This is a genomic window from Prescottella equi, assembly GCF_002094305.1.
GTDB lineage: Bacteria > Actinomycetota > Actinomycetes > Mycobacteriales > Mycobacteriaceae > Prescottella > Prescottella equi.
The window spans coordinates 470,607-493,028 of the sequence record NZ_LWTX01000002.1; the positions used below are offsets into that span (position 1 = coordinate 470,607).

Sequence of the window (22,422 nt, forward strand, 5' to 3'; positions counted from 1 at the left end):
CCCGTGCGGCCGACGACCGGCCTCAGCCGCGGCGAGTGGCGACCGCGGCGGCGAGACGGTCGAGCGTCGAGGCCGTGGTGTCCCAGTCGATGCAGGCGTCGGTGATCGACTGGCCGTAGGTCAGTTCGTCGGACCTGCCCAGCGTCAGGTCCTGGCGGCCCGCCTCGATGAAGCTCTCGAGCATGATGCCCACGATCCCCTTCTCGCCGGCCTCGATCCGCTCGGCGACGTCGGCGGCGACGTCGACCTGCTTGTTGTGGTCCTTGCGGCTGTTGCCGTGACTCGCGTCGATCACGACCCGCTCCGGAAGACCCGACTTCGCAAGGCGCGCAAGGGTGTCCGCGACGGTCTCGGCGTCGTAGTTCGGCCCGTCGGTGCCGCCACGCAGGATCACGTGGCAGTCCGGGTTCCCGACGGTGTGGATCAGCGCGGCCTGCCCCTCGAGATCGGTGCCCGGGAAGACGTGGCTCGCGGCCGCGGCGCGGGTGCCGTCGACCGCAACCTGGACGTCGCCCTCGGTGGAGTTCTTGATACCCACCGGCATCGACAGCGCGCTGCACAGCTGGCGGTGCACCTGGCTGGCGGCGGTGCGGGCACCGATCGCGCCGTAGGTGACCAGGTCGGCGATGTACTGCGGGATGATCGGGTCGAGGAATTCGCAGCCGACCGGCAGACCGAGCCGGGAGATGTCCAGCAGCAGCTTGCGCCCCATCCGCAGGCCGGTGTTGATGTCGAAGGTGCCGTCGAGGTGCGGGTCGTTGAGCAGGCCCTTCCAGCCCAGCGTGGTGCGCGGCTTCTCGAAGTAGACGCGCATGACGATCTGCAGGTCGTCGCGCAACTCCTCGGCCTTCGCGGCCAGACGGCGTGCGTAGTCCATTGCCGCCTCGGGATCGTGCACCGAGCACGGTCCGACCACGACGACCAGACGGTCGTCGTCGCCGTTGAGGATGTTGACGGTGTCGGCACGCCCCGAACGCACGGTGGCTGCGGCCACCTCGTCGGGAGTGTGCTCGGCGCGCACGACGGACGGCGCCACCAGCGGGCTGACACTGACGGTGCGCTGTTCGTCGAGACGCTGGTCGTTTGCGATAGCAGTCATGGGGTTCGGTTTCCTGTTCTCAGGCCGACCCTCGAAGACTGAAGAATCCAGTGAGCCGGTCTGTCATCCGGCTCTGGGGTGGAAGATTGTCAGCGCGTGGTTACGCCGACCGACCCACCCGGGGCCGGCCTGCTAAACCAGAAATAGGTCGCTGACACGTCGACCACAGTAGCGCGGGCCGCCCGGACATGCAGCAGCGCCCCCGTGAACGAGACCACGATCACACCTAGCGGGCACCCGGCCCGTAGCCCCTCCCACGCACCGAACCCTTGACATACAACCGATCAGTTGTATGTTTGCCGGTGTGAGCGGAGATGACGAGGACCGGGCGGACGCCCTGTTCCACGCGCTCGCCGACCGCACCCGGCGCGACATCCTGCGCCGCGTCCTGGCCGGAGAGCACTCGGTTTCCGCGCTCGCCGAGAAGTACGACATGAGCTTCGCCGCCGTGCAGAAGCACGTTTCCGTGCTGCAGAACGCCGGCCTGCTCACCAAACGGCGTCGCGGGCGCGAGCAGTTGGCCAGTGGCGACGTGGCCGCGGTGCGCTCGGTGGCCTCCATGCTCACCGAGCTGGAGGACGTCTGGCGCGGGCGCATCGCACGTATCGACGAGCTCATCGCACTCGACTCGACCAAGGAGGACTGAGCAATGCCTGTCACCGATGTTTCGCACGATCTCGAGAACCGCACCCTGACGATCACCGCGCAGTTCGCGGCTCCGGTGGAACGGATCTGGCAGATCTATGCCGACCCCCGCCAACTGGAGAAGGTGTGGGGGCCGCCGGCCTGCCCCGCGACGGTGGTGGACCACGAACTCGTACCGGGCGGACGGGTCACGTACTTCATGACCGGTCCGGAAGGTGAGAAGTACGCGGGCTACTGGGAGATCGCGGCGGTGGACGAACCGCACAGTTTCTCGTTCGCCGACGGCTTCGCCGACGAGGACTTCAATCCGAATCCCGAACTGCCCGTGTCGCAGAACGTCTACACGTTCACTGCACACGACCGGGGCACGCGGGCGACGTACACGAGCACATTCGAGTCCGCAGAGGGCCTGCAGAAGGTGCTGGACATGGGCGTCGTCGAGGGTGCGACGTCGGCAATCAACCAGATCGACGGCGTTCTGACGGCCTGACGACACCCGGCCGGGCGGGGCCACCTCTGGCGAAACTGAAATCAATTCCATATCGTGTGACGCGCGACACCCGCGCGACGGGCGCCGCTCACGCCCGTCCGCCGTCGTCAGGAGTGCCCCCCGTGACCGCATCGCCCAGCTCGAGCGCCGATCTTCAGACTCTGCTCGCGACCCGCAGCAGTTGCCGCGCGTTCCGCCCGGATCCCGTTCCGCGGGTGACGATCGAGCAGATCCTCGAGCTGGCGCAGCGCACTCCGTCGTGGTGCAACACCCAGCCCTGGCAAGTCGCGATCACCGAGGGTGAGGGCACCGAACGGTTCCGGAAGGGGCTGGGCGAGTATGTGCGATCCAACCCCCAGGAATCGGACTTCCCGTTCCCCGCCGAGTACCGCGGCGCGTACCAGCAGCGCCGCAAGGAATGCGCGATGCAGTTGTACGCGAGCGTCGGCATCGCGCCCGGAGACCGGCAGGCGTCGGCGCAGCAGACCATGAAGAACTTCGACCTGTTCGGCGCACCGCACGTCGCGATCGTCACCACGGACGCCGCGCTCGGCGTCTACGGTGCAGTCGACTGCGGCCTGTACGTGAACACCTTCCTGCTCGCCGCCCAGAGCCTCGGTGTGGCAAGCATTCCGCAGGCCGCGCTGGCCGGAAGCGCGCCCTACCTCCGCAGCTTCCTCGACCTGCCCGAGGACCGGAAGGTCGTGTGCGCCATCTCGTTCGGCTACGCCGACGAATCCCACCCAGCGAACGGCTTCCGCACCACCCGCGCCGACATCGCGTCCGTGGCCACCTGGGTGTCCTGAGGCGCCCGCGGCGTCGAACGGCCGACTCTAGAAGGAGCTCAGGGCGCGGTCCGGAAGCTCCGCGAGGCTGCCCAGCGTGCCCATCTCGATGAGATTGATGACGAAGGTGTCGTGATCGAGCGGGAGCTCGCTCCCGCCGTCGAACGCCCGTGCCCGCGACGCCAGCGCCGAGACGATGAAATTGGTCGTCAGCCGGATCCGCTCCTCGCGGAGCGCCTCGCTCATGCCCGTCATGGATCGGCGGACCACATCCTTCGCGATCGCACTCGCCGGGGAATACTGGGCGTCGGCGAGACCGCCACGCCGCTCGTACACCTCGGCCATGATCTGCACGAAGTCACGCCCTCGTTCGTCGAGAAGCTTCTCCGCGAGCGGAATCGTCATTGCGGCGATGGCATCGCGCAGCGCCTCCGGCGAAGGTTCGCGGCCGACACACAACCGTTCGACGAGCTCGTCCATACGCCCGCTGACATCGACCATGTGCCGCAGCACGATGGCCTCGAGCAATCCTTCGCGGGATCCGAAGTAGTAGTGCACCGCCGAGTCGTTCCGCACCTCGGCCATCGCGTTGAGATCGCGGATGCGTACTCGCGCAATTCCTTCACGCGCGAACAGATACTCACCCGCCCGCAGCAATCGCTCCCTCGCGGGAAGATTCGGAGCCATGGCTTGACAGCCTAACAAACATGATTAATGTGTTCCGCATCACTGTTAACGGCCCTCGTTAACTGTTTCCTTCTCCACGGCCCGGTGCCCTCGGACGACCCGGGTCGAGCTGGACACTGTCCGATGTCAGGACTCCCGAATCCCTATGCGCGGAGGGAATTTCCATGGCTGTACCCGAAGGAATCGACGTCACCGACGCTTCGACGTTCGAGAACGGAATCCCCCACGACCTCTTCGCGGAACTGCGCCGCACCGACCCCATCTGGTGGAACCCGCAGCGTCGTGGGGCCGCGGGCTACGACGACGAAGGATTCTGGGTGGTGTCGACACACGAACTCGTCCAGGACGTTTCCCGGCGCAACGACGTGTTCTCGTCGTGGGAGAACACCGTCATGGTGCGAAACGCGGACGACGCGCCCCGCGAACAGATCGAAGCCCAGCGGGCCACCATGCTCAACAAGGACGAGCCCGAGCACTCGGCACTTCGTCGCATCGTCACCAGAGGTTTCACCCCACGGGCCGTCAGCGGACTGCGCTCGGCGCTGGCCGCGCGGGCGCAGGACATCGCACGAACCGCAGCCGGCCTGGGACGCGGCAACTTCGTCGAGGAGGCCGCGTGCGAGCTGCCCCTGCAGGCGATTGCCGATCTCCTCGGTGTGCCACAGGAGGACCGCCGCAAGCTCTTCGACTGGTCCAACCAAATGACCGGCCGAGACGACCCCGACGCGCACGGCGATCCGCTGGTCGCGGTCGGCGAAATCGCGGGGTACGCATACGCACTGGCCACCGAACGCCGCGAGAATCCGGCCGACGACATCGTCACGAAGTTGGTCCAGGCCCAGGTCGACGACGGCGCGCTCACCCCGGAGGAGTTCGCGTACTTCGTCATCCTGCTCGTGGTGGCCGGCAGTGAGACCACCCGGAACTCGATCACGCACGGGCTGATGGCGTTCCTCGACAACCCCGAGCAGTGGGAGCTGTACAAGCGCGAACGCCCGTCGACCGCGGTCGACGAGATCATCCGCTGGGCGAGCCCGGTCCTGTCGTTCCAACGGACCGCGACCTGCGACACCGAACTCGGCGGCCGGACGGTGCGGAAGGGCGATCGCGTGGTGATGCTGTACGCGTCCGCGAACTACGACGAGACCGTCTTCGACGAGCCCCGCCGCTTCGACATCACGCGGTCCCCCAACCCTCATCTGGCCTTCGGGGGTACCGGGGCGCACTACTGCCTCGGCGCCAATCTCGCACGACTCGAAGTGGAACTGATGTTCGCCGCGATCGCCGATCACCTGCCCGACATCACGATCCTCGGACCACCCACTCGTATGCGGTCGGCATGGCTCAACAGCATCAAGGCGCTGCCCGTCGACTACGGCACCTGCCCGGTCGCGCACTGATGGCCGCCCGGAACGCCAGGAGGAAGGCGATGACCACCAGTTCCGCTGTCCCGAGGGGAGTGAACACGGACGTCACGACGACCTCGACCGATGTCGCGGCGCTCCGCGGAAGTCTCGAACGCTGGGTGCGAGACCGGATCGGAAGCCCCACCGCTCATGTCTCCGCTCTGCAGATGCCGTCCGCGTCCGGGATGTCGAGCATCTCGGTGCTCTTCACCGTCGACTGGGACGAGCACGGAACGCGCCACCACGCAGACCTCGTCGCCCGGCTGGCCCCCGAATCCACCGCGCTTCCCGTGTTTCCCGAGTACGACCTCGAACGGCAGGCTGCCGTCATGCGCGCCGTCGCCGCTCACAGCGCGGTGCCGGTGCCCCGGGTGCGGTGGGTCGAGCCGTCGTCCGACGTCCTGGGGCAACCGTTCGTCGTGATGGACCGGGTCGAGGGTGTGGTCCCGGTCGACAATCCCCCCTACGTGTTCGGTGGCTGGCTGCACGAGGCCACGTCGGAGCAGTGCGAGGTCTTGCAACGCGGTTCGGTGGAGGTGTTGGCGGCCATCCACTCGATTCCCGATCCGGGGTCGCTGTTGCCGGAGCTCGGCGCCGGCGCCGCCGACGACGCCCTGCGCAGGCACGTCGACAACGAGCGCACCTACTACGAGTGGACGCACTGCGAGGACGGGGTGCGGATCCCGCTGCTGGAGAAGGGGTTCGACTGGCTCGAGGAACATTGGCCGAGCGCTCCGTCGGAACCGGTGCTGTGTTGGGGAGACTCCCGTATCGGCAACATCATGTATCGGGACTTCGCGCCTGTGGCCGTACTCGATTGGGAGCTCGCAACCCTCGCTCCCCGTGAGGTGGACGTCGGTTGGTTCGTCTTCTTCCACCGGATGTTCCAGGACATGGCGGAACAGTTCGACCGACCGGGCCTTCCCCATCTGCTCCGACGCGAGGAGGTGGTCGCCCTGTACGAGGAGACGACCGGCGTCGAACTGCGCGACCTCGACTTCTACCTCGTCTACGCCGCCGTCCGCCACGGCATCATCATGTCCCGCATCAAGCGTCGCTCCATCCACTTCGGCGACAGTGCGGCGCCGTCGGACCCCGACGAGTACGTCCTGCACCACCACCTGCTCCGCCGGATGATCGACGGCGAGCCCGCATTCCCAATCACACAGTCTCGGAACGGAAGAAGGATCGAATGACACGATCGTCACTTGCCCGGTTCGGTCGGGTGTTCACAGCGTTGGCCGCGGCGACGGTGCTGGCGGCCGGATGCGCAGGCCAGAGCTCGACCTCCGCCACCGACGCCACCGACGTCACGACGGGCCTGGTGGGCGAGCAGCCCGACGGCGGCGACGCCGTGTCCGGCGGAATGCTGTCGTACGCGACGTACAACGCGGTGAGCAGCCTGGATCCGGCCGATCGGCAGGACGGCGGGGCGACCGGCGGCACCGAGATGGCGGCGATCTACGACGTCCTCATGCGCTACGACACCGCCACCAAGGAGTATCAGCCGCAGTTGGCGCAGTCGCTGACACCCAACGGGGACAACGCCGTCTGGACGTTGAAGCTGCGGGACGGCGTGAAGTTCAGCGACGGCACCGCGCTCGACGCAGCGGCGGTGCAGTGGAGCATCGACCACTACCTCGAGAAGAAGGGCACCCACACGCAGGTGTGGAAGGTGACGGTCGACAAGGTGGAGTCGCCCGACCCGTCGACGGTCGTGTTCACGCTGAAGCAGCCGTGGAACGAGTTCCCGATCATGTTCACCACCGGACCGGGCATGATCGTGGCGCCCTCGTCGACGGCCAACGGCACCTTCACTCCCATCGGAGCGGGCCCGTTCACGGTCGAGAAGTTCGCATCCCAGAACGAACTGGTACTCGCCGCGAATCCGGGCTACTGGGACGGCAGGCCGAACCTGGACAAGCTGCGGTTCCCGGCCATCGTCGGCGAGCAGGCCAAGCTCGACGCGTTGCACAGCGGCGGCATCCAGGCCGCGTACCTGCGTGCCGCGGACACCGTGCACAACGCACTCGAGGCCGGGGACGTCGGCTACGTCTACACCGCCAGCATGGGTGGCGTGCAGGTACTGAACCAGCGCGAGGGACGCGCGGCGTCGGATCCGCGGGTGCGCGAGGCGATCGTCAAGGCACTGAACCCGGAAACGTTCAACGAGCGCGGTGAAGGTGGCTTCGGTATGCCGGGCACCGACATGTTCCAGTCCTGGTCGCAGTGGCACGGAAACGTGTCCGGCTCCACCTTCGACCCGGACACCGCGAGGAAGGTCCTGGCCGAGGCCAAGGCCGACGGCTACGACGGCAAGCTCACCTATGCGGGCCTCAACGAACCGGGCGCTCAACGCCGGGCACTCGCGATCCAGTCGATGCTGCAGGCCGTCGGGTTCACCGTCGACATCGTCTACAACAGCGGCATCAACGACCTCGTCAAGATGATGTATGCCAAGCACGATTTCGATCTGGGCGAGTCGGCGTTCAACGTCCTCGACGAATCGCCGTTCATGCGCATGTACGGCAATCTGGCGAGCGCGTCGACGTCCAACGTCCTCGGGTATCAGAACCCCGAGATGGACGCCCTCCTCGGCAAGCTGCAGTCCGCACCGAACGACGACGACCGCCGCCGGGTCCTCGAGGACATCCAGACCCTGGTGAACGAGACGAACCCGATGATGGTCCTCGGCGCGGGCAAGTACTTCATCCCGTGGAGCAAGAACGCGCACGGCATCACGCCCAGTGCCGACGGCGTCCTGCTGTTCGGAAACGCCTGGCTCACTCCGGATTCGGCGTCGTAGCACCGGACGCAGACACCGCGACTCGATCCTCGATCGGGCGGACGCCACCACGGGTCCGCCCGATCGGCCTTCCCCGGGGCCTATGCTGGACGGTGCAGCTGGTTCGCCGGGTGCGGTCGTGAGGAGCCCCGAAGACCGCCGCCGGCGTCGAAGCATCCGTGGTCGTGAGACCGGCGGATGTGAGAGGGAACCCGGTGGAAATCCGGGACTGTCCCGCAGCGGTGAGTGGGAACGACCGCCGTCATGAGCACTGGACCGACAGGTCCGGGAAGCGACGGCCAGTAGGTTTCGCCGGGTCGATTCCCGGCCGAGCGCCCACGAGTCCGAAGACCTGCCGACTGTGTCGGGCACGCCGTGCCCGACGGTCCACCGCCTCGTGGAGAAGGCGAGATGGGCGATGCTCGGCACTTCGTGCTGCCCGCCGGCGGGTACACACAGGGCTCGCTTACGTTCTCGTCTGCCGGCGGTGACCATCCACGCTGTGAGCAACTGGAGAACGACGTGACATTCGCTTTCACCGCAACCGTGCTGGGCTCCCCGCGCATCGGACCCCGCCGCGAGCTCAAGAGGGCCGTCGAGGCCTACTGGGCGGGGAACCTCGACGCCGCCGCACTCGCGGCGGTCGGCAAGGATCTGCGCCGACAGACCTGGACCGAACTCGTCTCCGCCGGGATCGACTCCGTCCCGGTGGGCACTTTCTCGTACTACGACCAGATGCTCGACACCGCTGTCATGTTGGGCGCGCTGCCCGAGCGGGTCGAGAGGATCGACGACGAACTGGACCGCTACTTCGCGGCCGCGCGCGGCACCGACACCGTGCCGCCGCTCGAGATGACGAAGTGGTTCGACACCAACTACCACTACCTGGTCCCCGAGATCACCGCCGCGACCAGGTTCGTGCTGAATCCGGGCAAGATACTCGGCGAGGTCGCCGAGGCCCGGGACCTCGGCATCCCGGCACGCCCGGTCGTGATCGGACCGACCACCTTCCTGCTGCTGTCGAAGTTCGACGACGGCTCCGCGCTCGAGCGCCTGGACGAGATCGTGCCCCTGTACGCGGATCTGCTGCACCGTCTCGCGGACGCGGGCGTCGAGTGGGTGCAGATCGACGAGCCGGCGCTCGTGGCCGACCGGACCGATGCCGAGCTGGCCGCGACCCGCTCGGTGTACGACCGCCTCGCCGCGCTCGACCATCGTCCCGCGATCCTCGTCGCGTCGTATTTCGGTGACCTCGGCGCGGCACTGCCGGCGCTGACGTCGACGGGCATCGAGGGCATCGCCGTCGACCTCGTCGCCGGATCCCTCGACGCGGTGATCGCGACGCCGGACATCGAACGCAAGCACCTTGTCGCCGGCGTCGTCGACGGCCGCAACATCTGGCGCAACGGACTGGACGCCTCACTCGACACTCTCGAAATGCTGCGTGAGCGTGCGGGTTCGGTGGCCGTGTCGACGTCGTGCTCGCTGCTGCACGTCCCCTACGCCCTCGGCGGCGAGGACGGTCTCGACCGGGCGCTGCGGTCGTGGCTGGCGTTCGGTTCCGAGAAGATCGGTGAAGTCGCCACCCTCGCGGCCGGACTGCGCTCGGGGCGCGGGGCGATCACCACCGAACTGTCCGAGGCACGGGCGGCGGCGGCCACCCGGGTCGCCGATCCGCGACTGCACGACGACACGATCCGCGAGCGCCTCGCCGACCTGACCGACGCCGACCGCACGCGGATCCCGGCGGCGGAGCGGCGCACCGTGCAGGCGAGTCGGCTGCCGCTGCCGCCGTTGCCGACCACCACTATCGGTTCGTACCCGCAGACCACCGCGATTCGCGTGGCCCGCGCCGCGCTGCGCAAGGGCGAGATCGATCAGGCCGAGTACGTCCGCCGCATGCGGGCCGAGGTCGCCGACGTGATTGCACTGCAGGACGAGTTGGGGCTGGATGTCTTGGTACATGGCGAACCCGAACGCAACGACATGGTGCAGTACTTCGCCGAGCAGCTCGACGGCTTCTTCGCGACCGCGAACGGCTGGGTGCAGTCGTACGGCAGCCGCTGCGTCCGCCCACCGATCCTGTTCGGCGACGTGCGCCGACCGGAGCCGATGACCGTCGAATGGTTCACGTACGCCCAGTCACTCACCGACAGACCCGTCAAGGGCATGCTCACCGGCCCGGTCACGATCCTGGCGTGGTCGTTCGTGCGCGACGACCAGCCGCTCGCCGAGTCCGCCGATCAGATCGCCCTCGCGATCCGCGACGAGACGATCGACCTGGAAAGAGCCGGCGCCCAGATCATCCAGGTCGACGAGCCCGCGCTGCGTGAATTGTTGCCGCTGCGGGCGGCAGAGCAACAGCACTACCTGGACTGGGCCGTGGGAGCATTCCGGCTGTCGACGTCGGGCATCGCCGACGCCACCGCGATCCACACCCACCTGTGCTACTCCGAGTTCGGTCCCGTGATCGGGGCGATCGCCGGCTTGGACGCCGACGTCACGTCGATCGAGGCGGCCCGCTCACACATGGAAGTGCTCGACGACCTGGACGCGGTCGGCTTCGACCTGGGCGTCGGACCCGGCGTGTACGACATCCACTCGCCGCGGGTGCCGCCCGTCGACGAGATCGCCGCATCTCTGCGCGCCGCACTGAAGGTCGTTCCGTCGGAACGACTCTGGGTCAACCCCGACTGCGGCCTAAAGACACGAGGCTCGGTCGAGGTCGAGGCATCACTGCGCAACCTCGTCGACGCCGCACACATGGTGCGCGCGGAACTCTAGGCGATCGGGTCCGCCGCGACGGCGGAGGCGGGACCGGGGACCACTAGGGTAACCCGGCCCGCCGCCGGGTGGCCTCGGTGACGGCGGACCAGTCCTGGTCGGCCTGCCCGTGGGCAAGCGCGTCGAGGAACAGATCCTCGAGTACGCTGCCGAAGGGCAGGCCGACGTTCACGGCGTGCGCCTGGGCGAGCGCCAGGCGGACGTCCTTGAGCCCCAACGGCAGTCTGAAACCCGCGGGTTCGTAGCGGCGCTGCGCGATCATCGCGCCGTATCCCTGATAGACGCCACCGGGGAACAGGCTGTCGTTCATGATCTCCATCAGCAGTTCGGGCGAACCGCCGACCTTCTCGGCGACCGTCGTGGCCTCCGCCATTGCCTGAATCGCGTTGGCGATCAAATAGTTTCCCAGAATCTTGACCACATTGGCCTGCGCGGGATCCTCGCCGATCCGCCACGTGCGTCGCCCGATGACGTCGAGCATCGGCGCCACCACGTCGATCGCACCCGGATCCCCCGCCGCTAGTACGGTCAGCTGTCCCGCCTCGGCCACCTCGGCACGCCCGAACACCGGCGCCGCCACGTAGAAGATTCCCCGTTCACTCAGGGCCGCTTCCGCCTCACCGGACTTTCCCGGGCTGACCGTGGCCAGATTGACATGCACGGAACCCGGTTTCGCGGCCTGCAACGACGGCGCCGACAACACCGACTCGGTGAAGGCGCCGTCGTCGGCCAGTGAACTGAACACGACAGACTTGTGAAGCACATCGGCAAGATCGGGCGCCTCGGACGCCCCGTAGTCGACGACGTCGGCGGCCTTGCCCGGACTTCGATTCCACACCGTCACGTCGTAGCCGGCCCGGGCGAGATTGCGCGCCATCGGCCTGCCCATCGTGCCCATACCCAGAAATCCGATGTCCACGTCAGGCTCCTCGTGGTCGGGACCGCGGTCACACGGTTCGCTCCACTGTAACGCCGTCGGGGTCGCTCGGAACCGACTCCGGCGCCGCGCTCCGGAAAAGCAGCGCTGTGGCAACGGCACCGATCAGCGCAACGACCGCGGCGCCCAGGAAGGCCGCCGAGAACCCGTCGGTCAGGGCTACCGGGTCACCGATCCTGTCGGCGCCGTAGGCAGCCGCGATGGCGGTCATGGCGGCGAGACCGATGGCCGAGCCCACCTGGTAGCTCGTGTTGACGATGCCGGAAGCGAGCCCGCCCTCCTCTGGCCGCGCCGCGGAGATCGCGGTGCCGAGAGTCGGGATGAAGGCGAGCGACATGCCGAGCGCCGCAACCAAGGACGCGGGAAGCACGTCGGTGACGAACGAACCGCCGGGACGCACGAAGGACAGCCAGACCATGCCGGCCGCGAGGAGCAGCAATCCGGCAACCGTCATGTTCTTCGGCCCGAATCGGCCGATTGCCCGAGGTGCGAGCACGACCATGCCGATCATGATCAGTACCGTCATGGGCACCAGGGCCGCGCCGCTGGGGAACGCGGTGTAGCCGAGGACCTGCTGCAGGTACAGGTTGAGGAAGAACCACATCGGGATCCAGGCGGCACCGAGGAGCAGTTGGGCCAGATTGGCAGCGCCGAGGTTGGGAGCCCGGAAGATGCCGAGACGGATCAGCGGTTCGCGACGGGACGCCTGCAACGCGACGAATCCGACGAGCAGCGCAGCGGCACCTGCGAGAACGAGCCAGGTGCGGGCCGAACCCCACCCGACCTCCGGCGCCTGGACGATCCCGTAGACGAGGGCCGCCAGGCCCGCAGTGACGCTGACGGCGCCGAGCACGTCGATCCGACTGCGGGCGACGAGCCCTCCGGGCGGCATGAGAGCAGGGGTGACGGCCAGAATGATCAGAGCGATCGGGATGTTGATGTAGAAAACCCATGGCCAGCTGGCATATTCGGTGATCAGGCCTCCGAAGAACACGCCGGCGGTCCCACCCGCAGGCGCCGCGGCGCCGTAGAGCGCGAACGCCTTGGTCAGTTCGCGCGGGTTACCACCGAAGAGCATCATCAACATCGTCAGGGCAGACGGAGCGATCAGCGCCGCACCGGCGCCCTGCACCGCGCGTCCCGCGAGTTCGACGCCGACATCGGACGCCATCCCTGCCGCGGCCGAACCGGCGATCAGCGTCACCCAGCCGGCGGTGAAGACCCGGCGCGCACCGAAGAGGTCCGACAGCTTGCCGCCGAGAAGCAACAGTCCCCCGAACGCAACGACGTAAGCGTTGAACACCCACGACAGGTTCTCCTGGGAAAAGCCCAGGTCGTCCTGCATCTGCGGCAGCGCGACGCCGATGATCGAGGTGTCCATGATGACCATGAACTGGGCAGCCGCGATGACGGCAAGGCCCAGCCAGCGACGAGATGCCGGCGGCGAACTGTGGTTGGACATGTTCTCTCCTCCAAACGTATTCGGATCGATCGACATCTTCGTTGATACCCTAGGGGGGTATCGTATGTCTATGATTCGATCGGAACCGCCGGCCGGGACGACTGGGGAGGCAAGGACCGCCTATGCGGTCTCGGGAGGTGAGGCGTAAAGGACCAATGCGCCGAGAGGCGACGTCAGCGCCAGGTCACGGAGCTCGGCCACGAGCGCGTAGCGTCCCGGAGGGAGATCTTCGACGATCCGCTGGCCGTTCTCGTCGAGAATCCAGCCGTGGACGGTCGTGCAGTCCCCCCGCTTCGTCGACCCACGTCGTGTCCGCAGTGGTCACCAAATCGATCGTCACGGGTGACACCCGACTGTTTCAGGACAGCGCCGTCCACTTCGACCGATCCGATCTGGACCATATCGGCTTCGGGACCGGATCCGGGATCCGTGCTCACTCCCCAACCGTGTCACACGACGGATCCGCATGCCGCCGGTTTCACGACGCCGGCGGATACGGCAGCCGGCTGCTGAAGTCGACGTCCACGCGCACCGGGCGGCCGATCTGCGGAAATGCGCGCTGCGCGCAGTTCGTACGCTCGCAGATCTTGCACCCGGCCCCGATCGGGACCGGCGACACCTGCTCGTCGAGGCGGAGGCCGCGCGAGTAGACGAGACGGTCTGCATGGGTTATGTCGCAGCCGAGGCCGACGGCGAAGCTACGGTCCGGCGTCCCGTACGGGCGGGCGCCGTCGTCGGTGGTGCGGGCGATCCACAGGTAGGTGCGGCCGTCCGGCATCTGCGCCACCTGGGTGACGATGCGTCCCGGGGTGCCGAACGCGTCGTGCACCACCCACAGCGGACAGCTACCGCCGACGCGGGAGAAGTGGAATGCCGTGGCGGACTGCCGTTTCGAGATGTTCCCGGCCCGGTCGGTGCGGACGAAGAAGAACGGCACCCCGCGCCGGCTGGGGCGCTGCAGCGTCGAGAGCCGGTGGCAGACCGTCTCGAAGCCCACCTCGAACTGCAGCGCGAGCAGCTCGATGTCGTAGTGCAGATGTTCGGCGGCGTCGAGAAACTGGGTGTACGGCAGCAGCAGCGCCCCCGCGAAGTAGTTCGCCAGACCGATCTTCGCCAGTTCCCGGGCATTCTCACTCAGGCCGATCGCCGCCTCTAGCTGTCGCTCGATCACCGCCGACTGCGTGAGAAACGCCAGCTGAGTGGCGATCTGGAACGCACGCTGCCCCGGCGAGAGGTGCCGCGACAGCGTCAGGATGCGATTGGTCGCGTCGTAGACGCGTTTCGGCCCGGGCCGGTCCGGCGGATCGGTGCGCAGGCGGACGACGATGTCATGTTCGGATTCGAGCAGTGCCGTCAGCTGTGTGTCCAACGATCCGATCCGAAGTCCGCCTTCGACGAACAGCTGCTCGGCGGCGTCGTCGAGCTGCGCGATGTGATTGTGCCTGTCATAGAAGAAGTCTCGCACCTCTTCGAACGGCATCGGCGCCCCGTCGCCCGCAGCGGTGGGCGTCGCCAGATGAGCGCTGAACTGCTCGAGCTGCTCGGTTGCGGCCTGCAGCCTACGGTGGACACCGACGAGCGCGTGCCCGATCTCCGGCATGCGGGCGACGAACTCCTCGATGGTGGACGCGGACGGCGCCGGAGTGCCGAGAGTCGTCAACACGTCCTGCAGGTCGGCGGCCAGGCGCGCATCGGACTCCGCGGCGAAGAAGTGGGCGTCGAGGTCGAACGTCGTATTGAGCTTGAGCAGCACAGGCACCGTCAGCGGCCGCTGGTCGTTCTCGAGCTGATTGACGTAACTCGCCGACAGATCCAGGATGCGCGCGAGCGCGAGCTGCGTCAGACCACGCTCCTCACGCAGCCGGCGCAAGCGCGGACCGCCGTAGATCTTCTGCACCCTCGCGTCCTTCCACTCACCCCCACTCAAGCACAGCCGACACCATTCGCACCATTCGCAAACCCGGTCGATCCACACCACAAAAGTACGCATATTCAGGCTCTTTACCGCCGAACCCGGCCTGCATACGCTGCGAAACAGCAGCACCGGCCACATCAAAGGACACAGCTTTGAAGACACATCCCGTTCGTACCCGCCTCTCCGCGGAGAACTTCCCCAAGCACGAACACCTCGCGTGGAAGATCGCCGAGGTCGCAACCGACCCGGTCGAGGTGCCGGCCGACACCACCGAGATGATTGTCAACCGGATCATCGACAACGCGGCCGTCGCCGCCGCGTCCGTGACCCGTCGTCCCGTCGCGAACGCCCGGGCCCAGGCGCTGGCGCACCCGTACGCCCCCGGTTCGACGGTCTTCGGTGTCGGTGGCACCTTCTCGCCCGAGTGGGCGGCGTGGGCGAACGGTGTCGCAGTGCGTGAGCTCGACTTCCACGACACGTTCCTGGCCGCGGAGTACTCGCATCCGGGCGACAACATCCCGTCGATCCTCGCGGTCGCACAGCACACCGGCCGCGGCGGCACCGACCTGATCCGCGGTCTGGCCACCGGCTACGAGATCCAGGTGGACCTGGTGCGGTCGATCTGCCTGCATGAGCACAAGATCGACCACGTCGCGCACCTCGGCCCGTCCGCCGCCGCCGGCATCGGCACGCTGCTCGGCCTCGACACCGAGACGGTCTACCAGGCGATCGGCCAGGCGCTGCACACCACCACGGCGACCCGACAGTCCCGCAAGGGCGAGATCTCGAGCTGGAAAGCCTACGCGCCGGCGTTCGCCGGGAAGATGGCCGTGGAGGCCGTCGACCGGGCGATGCGCGGTGAGGGTGCCCCGTCCCCGATCTGGGAGGGCGAGGACGGTGTCATCGCCTGGCTGCTCGGTGGCCCGAACGCGGAATACGCTGTGCCGCTGCCAAGTCCGGGCGAGGCGAAGCGCGCGATCCTCGACACCTACACCAAGGAGCACTCCGCGGAGTACCAGAGCCAGGCACCCATCGACCTGGCCCGCCGGATGCGCGAGCGCATCGGCGACCTGGACCAGATCGCGTCGATCGTGCTGCACACCAGCCACCACACCCACGTCGTGATCGGCACCGGCTCCAACGATCCGCAGAAGTTCGATCCGTTCGCAAGCCGTGAGACGCTCGACCACTCGGTGATGTACATCTTCGCCGTCGCACTGCAGGACGGCACGTGGCACCACGAGCGCTCGTACGCACCCGAGCGCGCGCAGCGCCCCGACACGATCGAGCTGTGGAAGAAGATCTCCACCGCCGAGGATCCGGAGTGGACCCGCCGCTACCACTCGACCGACCCGGACGAGAAGGCCTTTGGCGCCCGCGCCGAGGTCACGTTGAAGAGCGGCGAGGTGATCGTCGACGAGCTCGCGATCGCCGACGCGCACCCGCTCGGTGCCCGGCCCTTCTCGCGCGACCAGTACATCGCGAAGTTCCGCACCCTCACCGAGGGCGTCGTCGATCCGGCCGAGCAGGACCGCTTCCTCGACGCCGCGCAGCGCACCCCCGATCTGAAGGCCGGCGAGCTGAACCAGCTCACGTTCAACGTCTCGGACGACGTTCTCGCCCGCTCCCCCGAGTCGCCGAAGGGACTGTTCTGACATGACCGGTCTCATCGCCGCTTCCACCTCCGCGGCCGACAAGCGCATCGCTTTCCGCGGGGGCCTGTCGTCGGGCAAGATCCAGCGCCTGCCCGGTGCGATCAACCCGTTGACCGCCAAGCTGATCCAGGAGATCGGTTTCGAGGGCGTGTACGTCTCCGGCGGCGCGTTCTCCGCCGCGCTCGGACTGCCCGACATCGGGCTGACCACGCTCACCGAAGTTGTCGCGCACGGCCGGCAGATCGCCGGGATCACCGATCTGCCGGTGCTCATCGACGCCGACACCGGCTTCGGTGAGCCCATGTCGGCGGCCCGGACCGTCCTTGCCGCCGAGGACGCCGGTATCGCCGGCCTGCACCTCGAGGATCAGGTGAACCCCAAGCGGTGTGGCCACCTCGACGGCAAGGCCATCGTCCCCACCGACGAGATGGTTCGTCGCCTGCGCGCCGCCGTCACGGCTCGGCGGGACCCGAACTTCGTGATCTGCGCCCGCACCGACGCCGCCGGCATCGGATACGACGCAGCCTCCGGCAAGACCGGCATCGACGCCGCAATCGAGCGGGCCAAGGCCTACGCGGACGCCGGCGCCGACATGATCTTCACCGAGGCCCTGCACACCGAGGCGGAATTCGCGAAGTTCCGTGCCGCGGTGGATATCCCGCTGCTTGCGAACATGACGGAGTTCGGCAAGTCCCAGCTGATCCCCGCGCAGACGCTCGAGGATATCGGCTACAACGCGGTGATCTACCCGGTCACCACCCTGCGACTCGCGATGGGCGCCATCGAGCGTGGCCTGCGCGAGATCCACGCGACCGGCACGCAGGAGGGGCAGCTCGATCAGATGCAGACCCGCTCGCGGCTGTACGAACTGCTCGAGTACGAGCGCTACAACGAATTCGATTCCGGAGTCTTCAACTTCACGCTCGGAGGGAACCAATGACGAATGCAGTCCCGACGATCTACAAAGGCCTGGCCGGCGTCGTCGTCGACACCACCGCGATCTCCAAGGTCGTTCCCGAGACCAACTCGCTGACCTACCGCGGCTACGCGGTCCAGGACCTGGCGGCGAACTGCACCTTCGAACAGGTCGCGTACCTCCTGTGGAACGGTGAGCTGCCCTCGGACGCCCAGCTCGAACTCTTCTGCCAGCGCGAGCGGGCCAGCCGCCGTGCGGACCGGTCGCTGCTCGCGCTGGTGGCGAAGATGCCGGACAACTGTCACCCGATGGACGTGGTGCGCACCGCGATCAGCTTCCTCGGCGCGGAAGACCCGGAGGAGGCAGACAGCTCTCCGAAGGCCAACCGCGAGAAGGCTCTTCGCATGATGGCGGTGCTGCCGACGATCGTCGCCGCCGATCATCGCCGGCGCCACGGTCTCGACCCGATCGCGCCGCACAGCCACCTCGGCTTCGCCGAGAACTTCCTGAACATGTGCTTCGGCGAGATCCCTGATCCGGAGATCGTGAGGGCGTTCGAGGTGTCGTTGATCCTCTACGCGGAGCACAGCTTCAATGCCTCCACCTTCGCGGCCCGCGTGGTGACCTCGACGCTGTCCGACATCTACAGCGCCGTCACCGCCGCGATCGGAACGCTCAAGGGACCGCTGCACGGCGGCGCCAACGAGGCGGTCATGCACGACATGCTCGAGATCCGCGAACCCGAGCACGCCGAGTCCTGGCTGCGCGGCAAGCTGGCCCGCAAGGAAAAGGTGATGGGCTTCGGGCACCGCGTCTACAAGAACGGCGACTCGCGCGTCCCCACCATGCGTCAGGCGTTCTTCGATGTCGCCGCGAGGACCGGCGGCGACAAGTGGGTCCGGATATACCAGATCCTCGAGCGCACCATGAACGAGGCCACCGGCATCGAGCCCAACCTCGACTTCCCCACCGGGCCCGCGTACTACCTGATGGGCTTCGACATCGAGATCTTCACGCCCATCTTCGTGATGAGTCGCATCACCGGTTGGACCGCGCACATCATCGAACAGGGCGAGTCCAACGCCCTGATCCGACCGCTCAGCGAGTACACCGGCGTGCCACAGCGCTCGGTGGTGGCCTGAGCCCACGATCAGCGCCCCGGGGTTGGTCATTGGCATCACCGTCTCCTACGCCTCGGGGCGCTCCCTGCTCGAACTGCATCCTCCAACCGAGCTCGAAACTTCCGGATCGCGATCTTGTAGTGTGCCACTCGACGCAGGGAACACCGGTGCAAATCCGGGGCTGTCCCGCAACTGTCACCGAGGAGCGAACCCCCAACGCTCGGCCACGACCCCACCGGGTTGGAAGGCCGGGGGCGAGCGCTGATCCGGGAGCCAGGACACCTGTGTCGAGGCCACGACACCCCGTGCCGTGGCCAGGACGACCACGAGGATGGAAATGAATATCTCGAAATCTACCGCCCGCCACGGGCGGTATTCAGTGCTGCGCACCGGTGTCGTCACCGTCGTTGCAGCCCTCGGCATCGTCGGCTGTTCGTCGGGCGCCGTGGATACCACCGCCGGCATCACCGACGATCATCTGACGATCTACAACTCGTACAAGATCGCTGGTCTGGATCCGGCCGCCACCGGCACCAACTGGCTGTTCGACTGGGGCGTCGCCGAGAACCTCCTCCAGGTCGAGGAGGACGGTGAGATCACACCGTGGCTCGCCGAGGGTGTCGAGCGCCGCGACGATCTGACCTGGGTCATCACGCTGCGGGACGGTCAGACGTTCCAGAACGGCAAGCCCGTCACCGCACAGGCGGTGGCGGCTGCGCTGAACCGCCAGATCGAGAAGTCCAAGGCCGCAAGGGTCTACCTCGAGTCGGGGACGCAGGCCGTGGCGGAGGGCGACACGGTGGTGCTCCGCACCCCCAAGCCCAACGCGATGGTCCCGGCCGGGCTGGCGGCGCGCGACAACTCGCTGCAGATCTACGACGTCGAGGCGATCGACGCCGCAGCCGGCGACTCCGCGAAGATCGTCGGATCAGGTGCGTACACCGGCCCGTACGCCATTACGCAGTGGACGCCGACCGATCTCGAACTCGCCCGCTACGACGCGTACTGGCAGGGCACTCCCGCGTTGAGCGGGATCAGTGTCGACGTCGTGCCGGACGAGCAGGCGCGCATCGCGGGCGTGGAGAGCGGCGAAGCCGACATGGCGTTCTACCCGTCGACCGGCGCACGACTGGCACTCGAGGGTAACTCGACTGTCGCGGTGAAGAATTCGCCGAAGGCCCTGCAGTCGCTGCTGATCGAGATGAACTTGAAGGAGGGCGTCTTCACCGACGTCGAGGTACGCAAGGCATTCACCCAGGCGATCGACTACCAGGGTGTGGCCGACAACATCGGCAACGGCTCGTTCGACGCGGCCGAAGGCCTGTACCCCGAGGGCCTGCCGTACGCGCTCGATAATCAGAAGTACGACCTCGAGGCCGCCAAGTCGATTCTCGACAAGGCCGGCTGGGTCGTCGGCTCCGACGGTATCCGCACCAAGGACGGGCAGCGGCTCACGGTTCGCTTCGTCACTCAGGCACAGGGACCGGAGACCACGGACGTGGCCATCGGCATCCAGGACCAGGTCGCCAAGGCCGGGTTCGAGCTGAGAATCGACGTCGCCGAGGATTCGGCAGCGGTGAAGGAGAATCCGGCAGGCTGGGATTCCTCGATCGCGCTGAGCGGTTCACTGTCCGGCACCGCGGATCCCGTACAGCCTTACCTGGTCCGGTGGACCACCGGCGGATCGTCGAATGCCCAGGGCCTGTCCAACCCTGAGATCGATGCGATCGGCGAGAAGTTGCGCGGCACCTTCGACGAGGACGAGCGGAACGAGTTGCTCGAGCGCGCACAGGAGATCCTCGTCGCCGAGCAGGCGTACGTCGTGGCCGGCACGTTCAAGTACTTCACCGTGGTGACCTCCGACGAGTGGTCCGGATACGAGGTGTCCAACGTGCGCCGGCACATCCGGTACGACACCGGGGCGTGACGACCTCGTTCCGTGGTGCAGCCAGGCGCCTGATCCAAGCAGTGGCCGCGGCCTGGGGCGCCAGTCTCCTCATCTGGATGCTGCTGCCGCTGGCGCCGGGTGACCCTGCGCGTCTGACACTGGGCGCGCAGGGTATCCCGGAACCCAACGACGAACAGCTGTCCGCGATGCGCGAGCAACTCGGGCTGGATCTGTCGCTGCCGCAGCAGTATCTGCATTGGCTGGCCGGTGTCGTGCGCCTCGATTTCGGGCTCTCGTACGTCACCGGCCGGCCGGTCACCACCGAGTTCGCGGAACGCCTGGGCCCGACGCTGCGTCTGGCCGTCGCGGCTCTCGTTCTGGCGGTGGCGCTCTCACTCGTGCTCGGTCTGGTCGCGGCCCGGTACCGCGACCGCTGGCCGGATTCCGTGGCCCGGGCGATCGCGCTGATCTCGGCATCCACTCCCGGCTTCGTCGTCGGACTGGTGCTCATCCAGGTGGTGGTCATCGACATGGGTATCGGCAAGGTGGTGCTCGACGGGTCCTGGTCGATGGTCGCGATGCCGGCGGTGTGCCTGGCGTTCGGACTCTTCGACACCTGGTCACGGCTGCTGCGGTCCAACCTGGTCGAGGTGATGGACAGTTCCGTCGTCGACGTCGCACGCAGCCGCGGCGCCACGACGCGGCGCGCGTTGCTTCGCCATGCGCTCCCGCACAGCATGCCGACGTATCTGCACGCGGTGGCCGTCGGCGCGGGCGCGGTACTCGGCGGCGCCGCAATCGTCGAGACCGTCTTCACCTGGCCGGGCGTCGGCGCGTACGTCGTGTCGTCGGTCGCTACCCGGGATCTTCCGGTCGTCCAGGCATTCGCGATGCTCGCGACCATCGTCTACGTGGCCGTGAACCTGGCAGCGGACGCAGCTGCGGCCCTCATCGATCCTCGACTGCGCTCGACGGGAAGCCGAACATGATGCCGATGCGCACGCGCGTCCCGATCTCCTGGGCGAAGGATCAGGCGCTCCTGATCGGTGTCGTGCTCACGGTCGTCGTCGCGGCGATCGCAGCGGTGGGACCACTCCTGATCGGGATGGATGCGAACGTGCCGAACTACGGCGCCAAGCTGCGTCCACCGAGCGCCGAACACTGGTTGGGCACAGACCAGTACGGACGGGACCAAGCCGCCCGGCTGATGGTCGGCTTGCGCCGATCGATCCTGTCCGCGCTGATCGTGCTCGCCGGCTCGATGACAGTGAGCCTCCTGGTCGGAGTGCTGGCGGGGTTGTCGCCACGGTGGATCGATTCGCTCCTCGGCCGCGTCATCGACGTCCTGCTCGCCGTTCCCAGTCTTGTGCTCGCTCTGGCGATCGTGGGCCTCCTCGGCCCGGGATACGCGAATCTCTTACTGGCACTGATCGTGTCGTCGTGGGCCGCGGACGCCCGACTGGCCCGTTCGCTGACGATGGATCTGTCCCACCGGCCGTACATTACCGCCGCCAGGCTGTCCGGGGTCGGCACCGTCGGGATTGCACTGCGCCACATCGTGCCCGCAGTCGTTCCACGCCTGTCCGTCGTCGCGACCCTGCGCCTCGGTGGAATCGTGGTCTCGCTGGCCGGACTGTCCTTCCTGGGACTCGGCGTCCAGCAGCCCGATGCCGAACTCGGCGCGATGCTCGGTGACGCACGCAAGTTCCTGACAGCCGCGCCGTGGCTGCTACTGGTACCGGCGACCGCAATCCTGCTCATGACGACCGCCGCGAACCTGATCGCCGACGGCCTGCATCGGCGCACCGCAGTGAGGGGACGACAGTGACCACAGGTACCGCCGAAAC

At 67.4% G+C, this 22,422-nt stretch carries 18 protein-coding genes and 2 riboswitches; of the genes, 13 read left to right on the forward strand and 5 right to left on the reverse strand.

Features of this window, described 5'->3' with window-relative positions:
* Positions 1-22 precede the first annotated feature (22 nt).
* Positions 23-1,099, reverse strand: a complete 1,077-nt coding sequence (locus A6I89_RS07855; RefSeq protein WP_005515170.1) for a 3-deoxy-7-phosphoheptulonate synthase — start codon at positions 1,097-1,099, stop codon at positions 23-25.
* A 292-nt stretch (positions 1,100-1,391) separates the two neighbouring features.
* Here A6I89_RS07855 and A6I89_RS07860 point away from each other — a divergent pair, with 292 nt between their 5' ends.
* From A6I89_RS07860 to A6I89_RS07870, 3 genes are all read left to right on the forward strand, one after another.
* A complete protein-coding gene (locus A6I89_RS07860) occupies positions 1,392-1,745 on the forward strand; it encodes an ArsR/SmtB family transcription factor (RefSeq protein ID WP_005515172.1) in 354 nt (117 codons plus the stop codon).
* A 3-nt stretch (positions 1,746-1,748) separates the two neighbouring features.
* Positions 1,749-2,234 (forward strand): SRPBCC family protein, encoded by a 486-nt coding sequence (locus tag A6I89_RS07865; protein ID WP_013415000.1) that lies wholly within the window; start codon positions 1,749-1,751, stop codon positions 2,232-2,234.
* Between the two features lie 122 nt (positions 2,235-2,356).
* Complete coding sequence (locus A6I89_RS07870) at positions 2,357-3,040, forward strand: nitroreductase (RefSeq protein ID WP_022594297.1); 684 nt, start codon at positions 2,357-2,359, stop codon at positions 3,038-3,040.
* Positions 3,041-3,067: 27 nt separating this feature from the next.
* On the opposite strand, the gene A6I89_RS07875 is transcribed toward A6I89_RS07870, so the two are convergent.
* Positions 3,068-3,706, reverse strand: a complete 639-nt coding sequence (locus A6I89_RS07875) for a TetR/AcrR family transcriptional regulator (RefSeq protein WP_103143038.1) — start codon at positions 3,704-3,706, stop codon at positions 3,068-3,070.
* A gap of 164 nt (positions 3,707-3,870) precedes the next feature.
* Between A6I89_RS07875 and A6I89_RS07880 the strand changes: the two genes are divergently transcribed.
* The 4 genes from A6I89_RS07880 to metE all read left to right on the forward strand — a co-directional run bounded on the left by A6I89_RS07880 (position 3,871) and on the right by metE (position 10,681).
* Positions 3,871-5,106 (forward strand): cytochrome P450, encoded by a 1,236-nt coding sequence (locus A6I89_RS07880; protein ID WP_013414998.1) that lies wholly within the window; start codon positions 3,871-3,873, stop codon positions 5,104-5,106.
* A gap of 29 nt (positions 5,107-5,135) precedes the next feature.
* Complete coding sequence (locus A6I89_RS07885; RefSeq protein WP_022594296.1) at positions 5,136-6,308, forward strand: phosphotransferase family protein; 1,173 nt, start codon at positions 5,136-5,138, stop codon at positions 6,306-6,308.
* Complete coding sequence (locus A6I89_RS07890) at positions 6,305-7,918, forward strand: ABC transporter substrate-binding protein (protein ID WP_022594295.1); 1,614 nt, start codon at positions 6,305-6,307, stop codon at positions 7,916-7,918. Before A6I89_RS07885 ends, A6I89_RS07890 begins: the two co-directional genes overlap by 4 nt.
* A gap of 152 nt (positions 7,919-8,070) precedes the next feature.
* Positions 8,071-8,253, forward strand: a riboswitch (cobalamin riboswitch).
* A 166-nt stretch (positions 8,254-8,419) separates the two neighbouring features.
* On the forward strand, positions 8,420-10,681 hold the full coding sequence (metE, locus tag A6I89_RS07895; protein ID WP_044990569.1) for a 5-methyltetrahydropteroyltriglutamate--homocysteine S-methyltransferase: 2,262 nt from the start codon (positions 8,420-8,422) through the stop codon (positions 10,679-10,681).
* A gap of 43 nt (positions 10,682-10,724) precedes the next feature.
* Here the strand turns inward: metE and A6I89_RS07900 are convergent, their stop codons facing one another.
* From A6I89_RS07900 to A6I89_RS07915, 3 genes are all read right to left on the reverse strand, one after another.
* A complete protein-coding gene (locus A6I89_RS07900; RefSeq protein ID WP_232244689.1) occupies positions 10,725-11,720 on the reverse strand; it encodes an NAD(P)-dependent oxidoreductase in 996 nt (331 codons plus the stop codon).
* On the reverse strand, positions 11,629-13,080 hold the full coding sequence (locus A6I89_RS07905) for an MFS transporter (RefSeq protein WP_022594292.1): 1,452 nt from the start codon (positions 13,078-13,080) through the stop codon (positions 11,629-11,631). The genes A6I89_RS07900 and A6I89_RS07905 overlap by 92 nt, the downstream gene beginning before the upstream one ends.
* 478 nt (positions 13,081-13,558) lie before the next feature.
* Positions 13,559-14,977: a short-chain fatty acyl-CoA regulator family protein gene (locus A6I89_RS07915; RefSeq protein WP_022594291.1), complete on the reverse strand. Its 1,419-nt coding sequence runs from the start codon at positions 14,975-14,977 to the stop codon at positions 13,559-13,561.
* A gap of 170 nt (positions 14,978-15,147) precedes the next feature.
* Between A6I89_RS07915 and prpD the strand changes: the two genes are divergently transcribed.
* From prpD to A6I89_RS07945, 6 genes are all read left to right on the forward strand, one after another.
* Positions 15,148-16,650: a 2-methylcitrate dehydratase PrpD gene (gene prpD, locus A6I89_RS07920; protein ID WP_022594290.1), complete on the forward strand. Its 1,503-nt coding sequence runs from the start codon at positions 15,148-15,150 to the stop codon at positions 16,648-16,650.
* A gap of 1 nt (position 16,651) precedes the next feature.
* Positions 16,652-17,590: a methylisocitrate lyase gene (gene prpB, locus A6I89_RS07925; RefSeq protein ID WP_022594289.1), complete on the forward strand. Its 939-nt coding sequence runs from the start codon at positions 16,652-16,654 to the stop codon at positions 17,588-17,590.
* Positions 17,587-18,708 carry a bifunctional 2-methylcitrate synthase/citrate synthase gene (locus tag A6I89_RS07930; RefSeq protein WP_022594288.1) on the forward strand — a complete coding sequence of 374 codons (1,122 nt, stop codon included), beginning with the start codon at positions 17,587-17,589 and terminating at the stop codon, positions 18,706-18,708. Before prpB ends, A6I89_RS07930 begins: the two co-directional genes overlap by 4 nt.
* A gap of 100 nt (positions 18,709-18,808) precedes the next feature.
* Positions 18,809-18,991, forward strand: a riboswitch (cobalamin riboswitch).
* Positions 18,992-19,024: 33 nt separating this feature from the next.
* Positions 19,025-20,614 carry an ABC transporter substrate-binding protein gene (locus A6I89_RS07935; protein ID WP_157349026.1) on the forward strand — a complete coding sequence of 530 codons (1,590 nt, stop codon included), beginning with the start codon at positions 19,025-19,027 and terminating at the stop codon, positions 20,612-20,614.
* The gene (locus tag A6I89_RS07940) at positions 20,611-21,564 is read left to right on the forward strand and encodes an ABC transporter permease (RefSeq protein WP_022594286.1); all 954 of its coding nucleotides are present in this window, start codon (positions 20,611-20,613) and stop codon (positions 21,562-21,564) included. The genes A6I89_RS07935 and A6I89_RS07940 overlap by 4 nt, the downstream gene beginning before the upstream one ends.
* A 5-nt stretch (positions 21,565-21,569) precedes the next feature.
* On the forward strand, positions 21,570-22,403 hold the full coding sequence (locus tag A6I89_RS07945) for an ABC transporter permease (protein ID WP_044990565.1): 834 nt from the start codon (positions 21,570-21,572) through the stop codon (positions 22,401-22,403).
* Positions 22,404-22,422 lie beyond the last annotated feature (19 nt).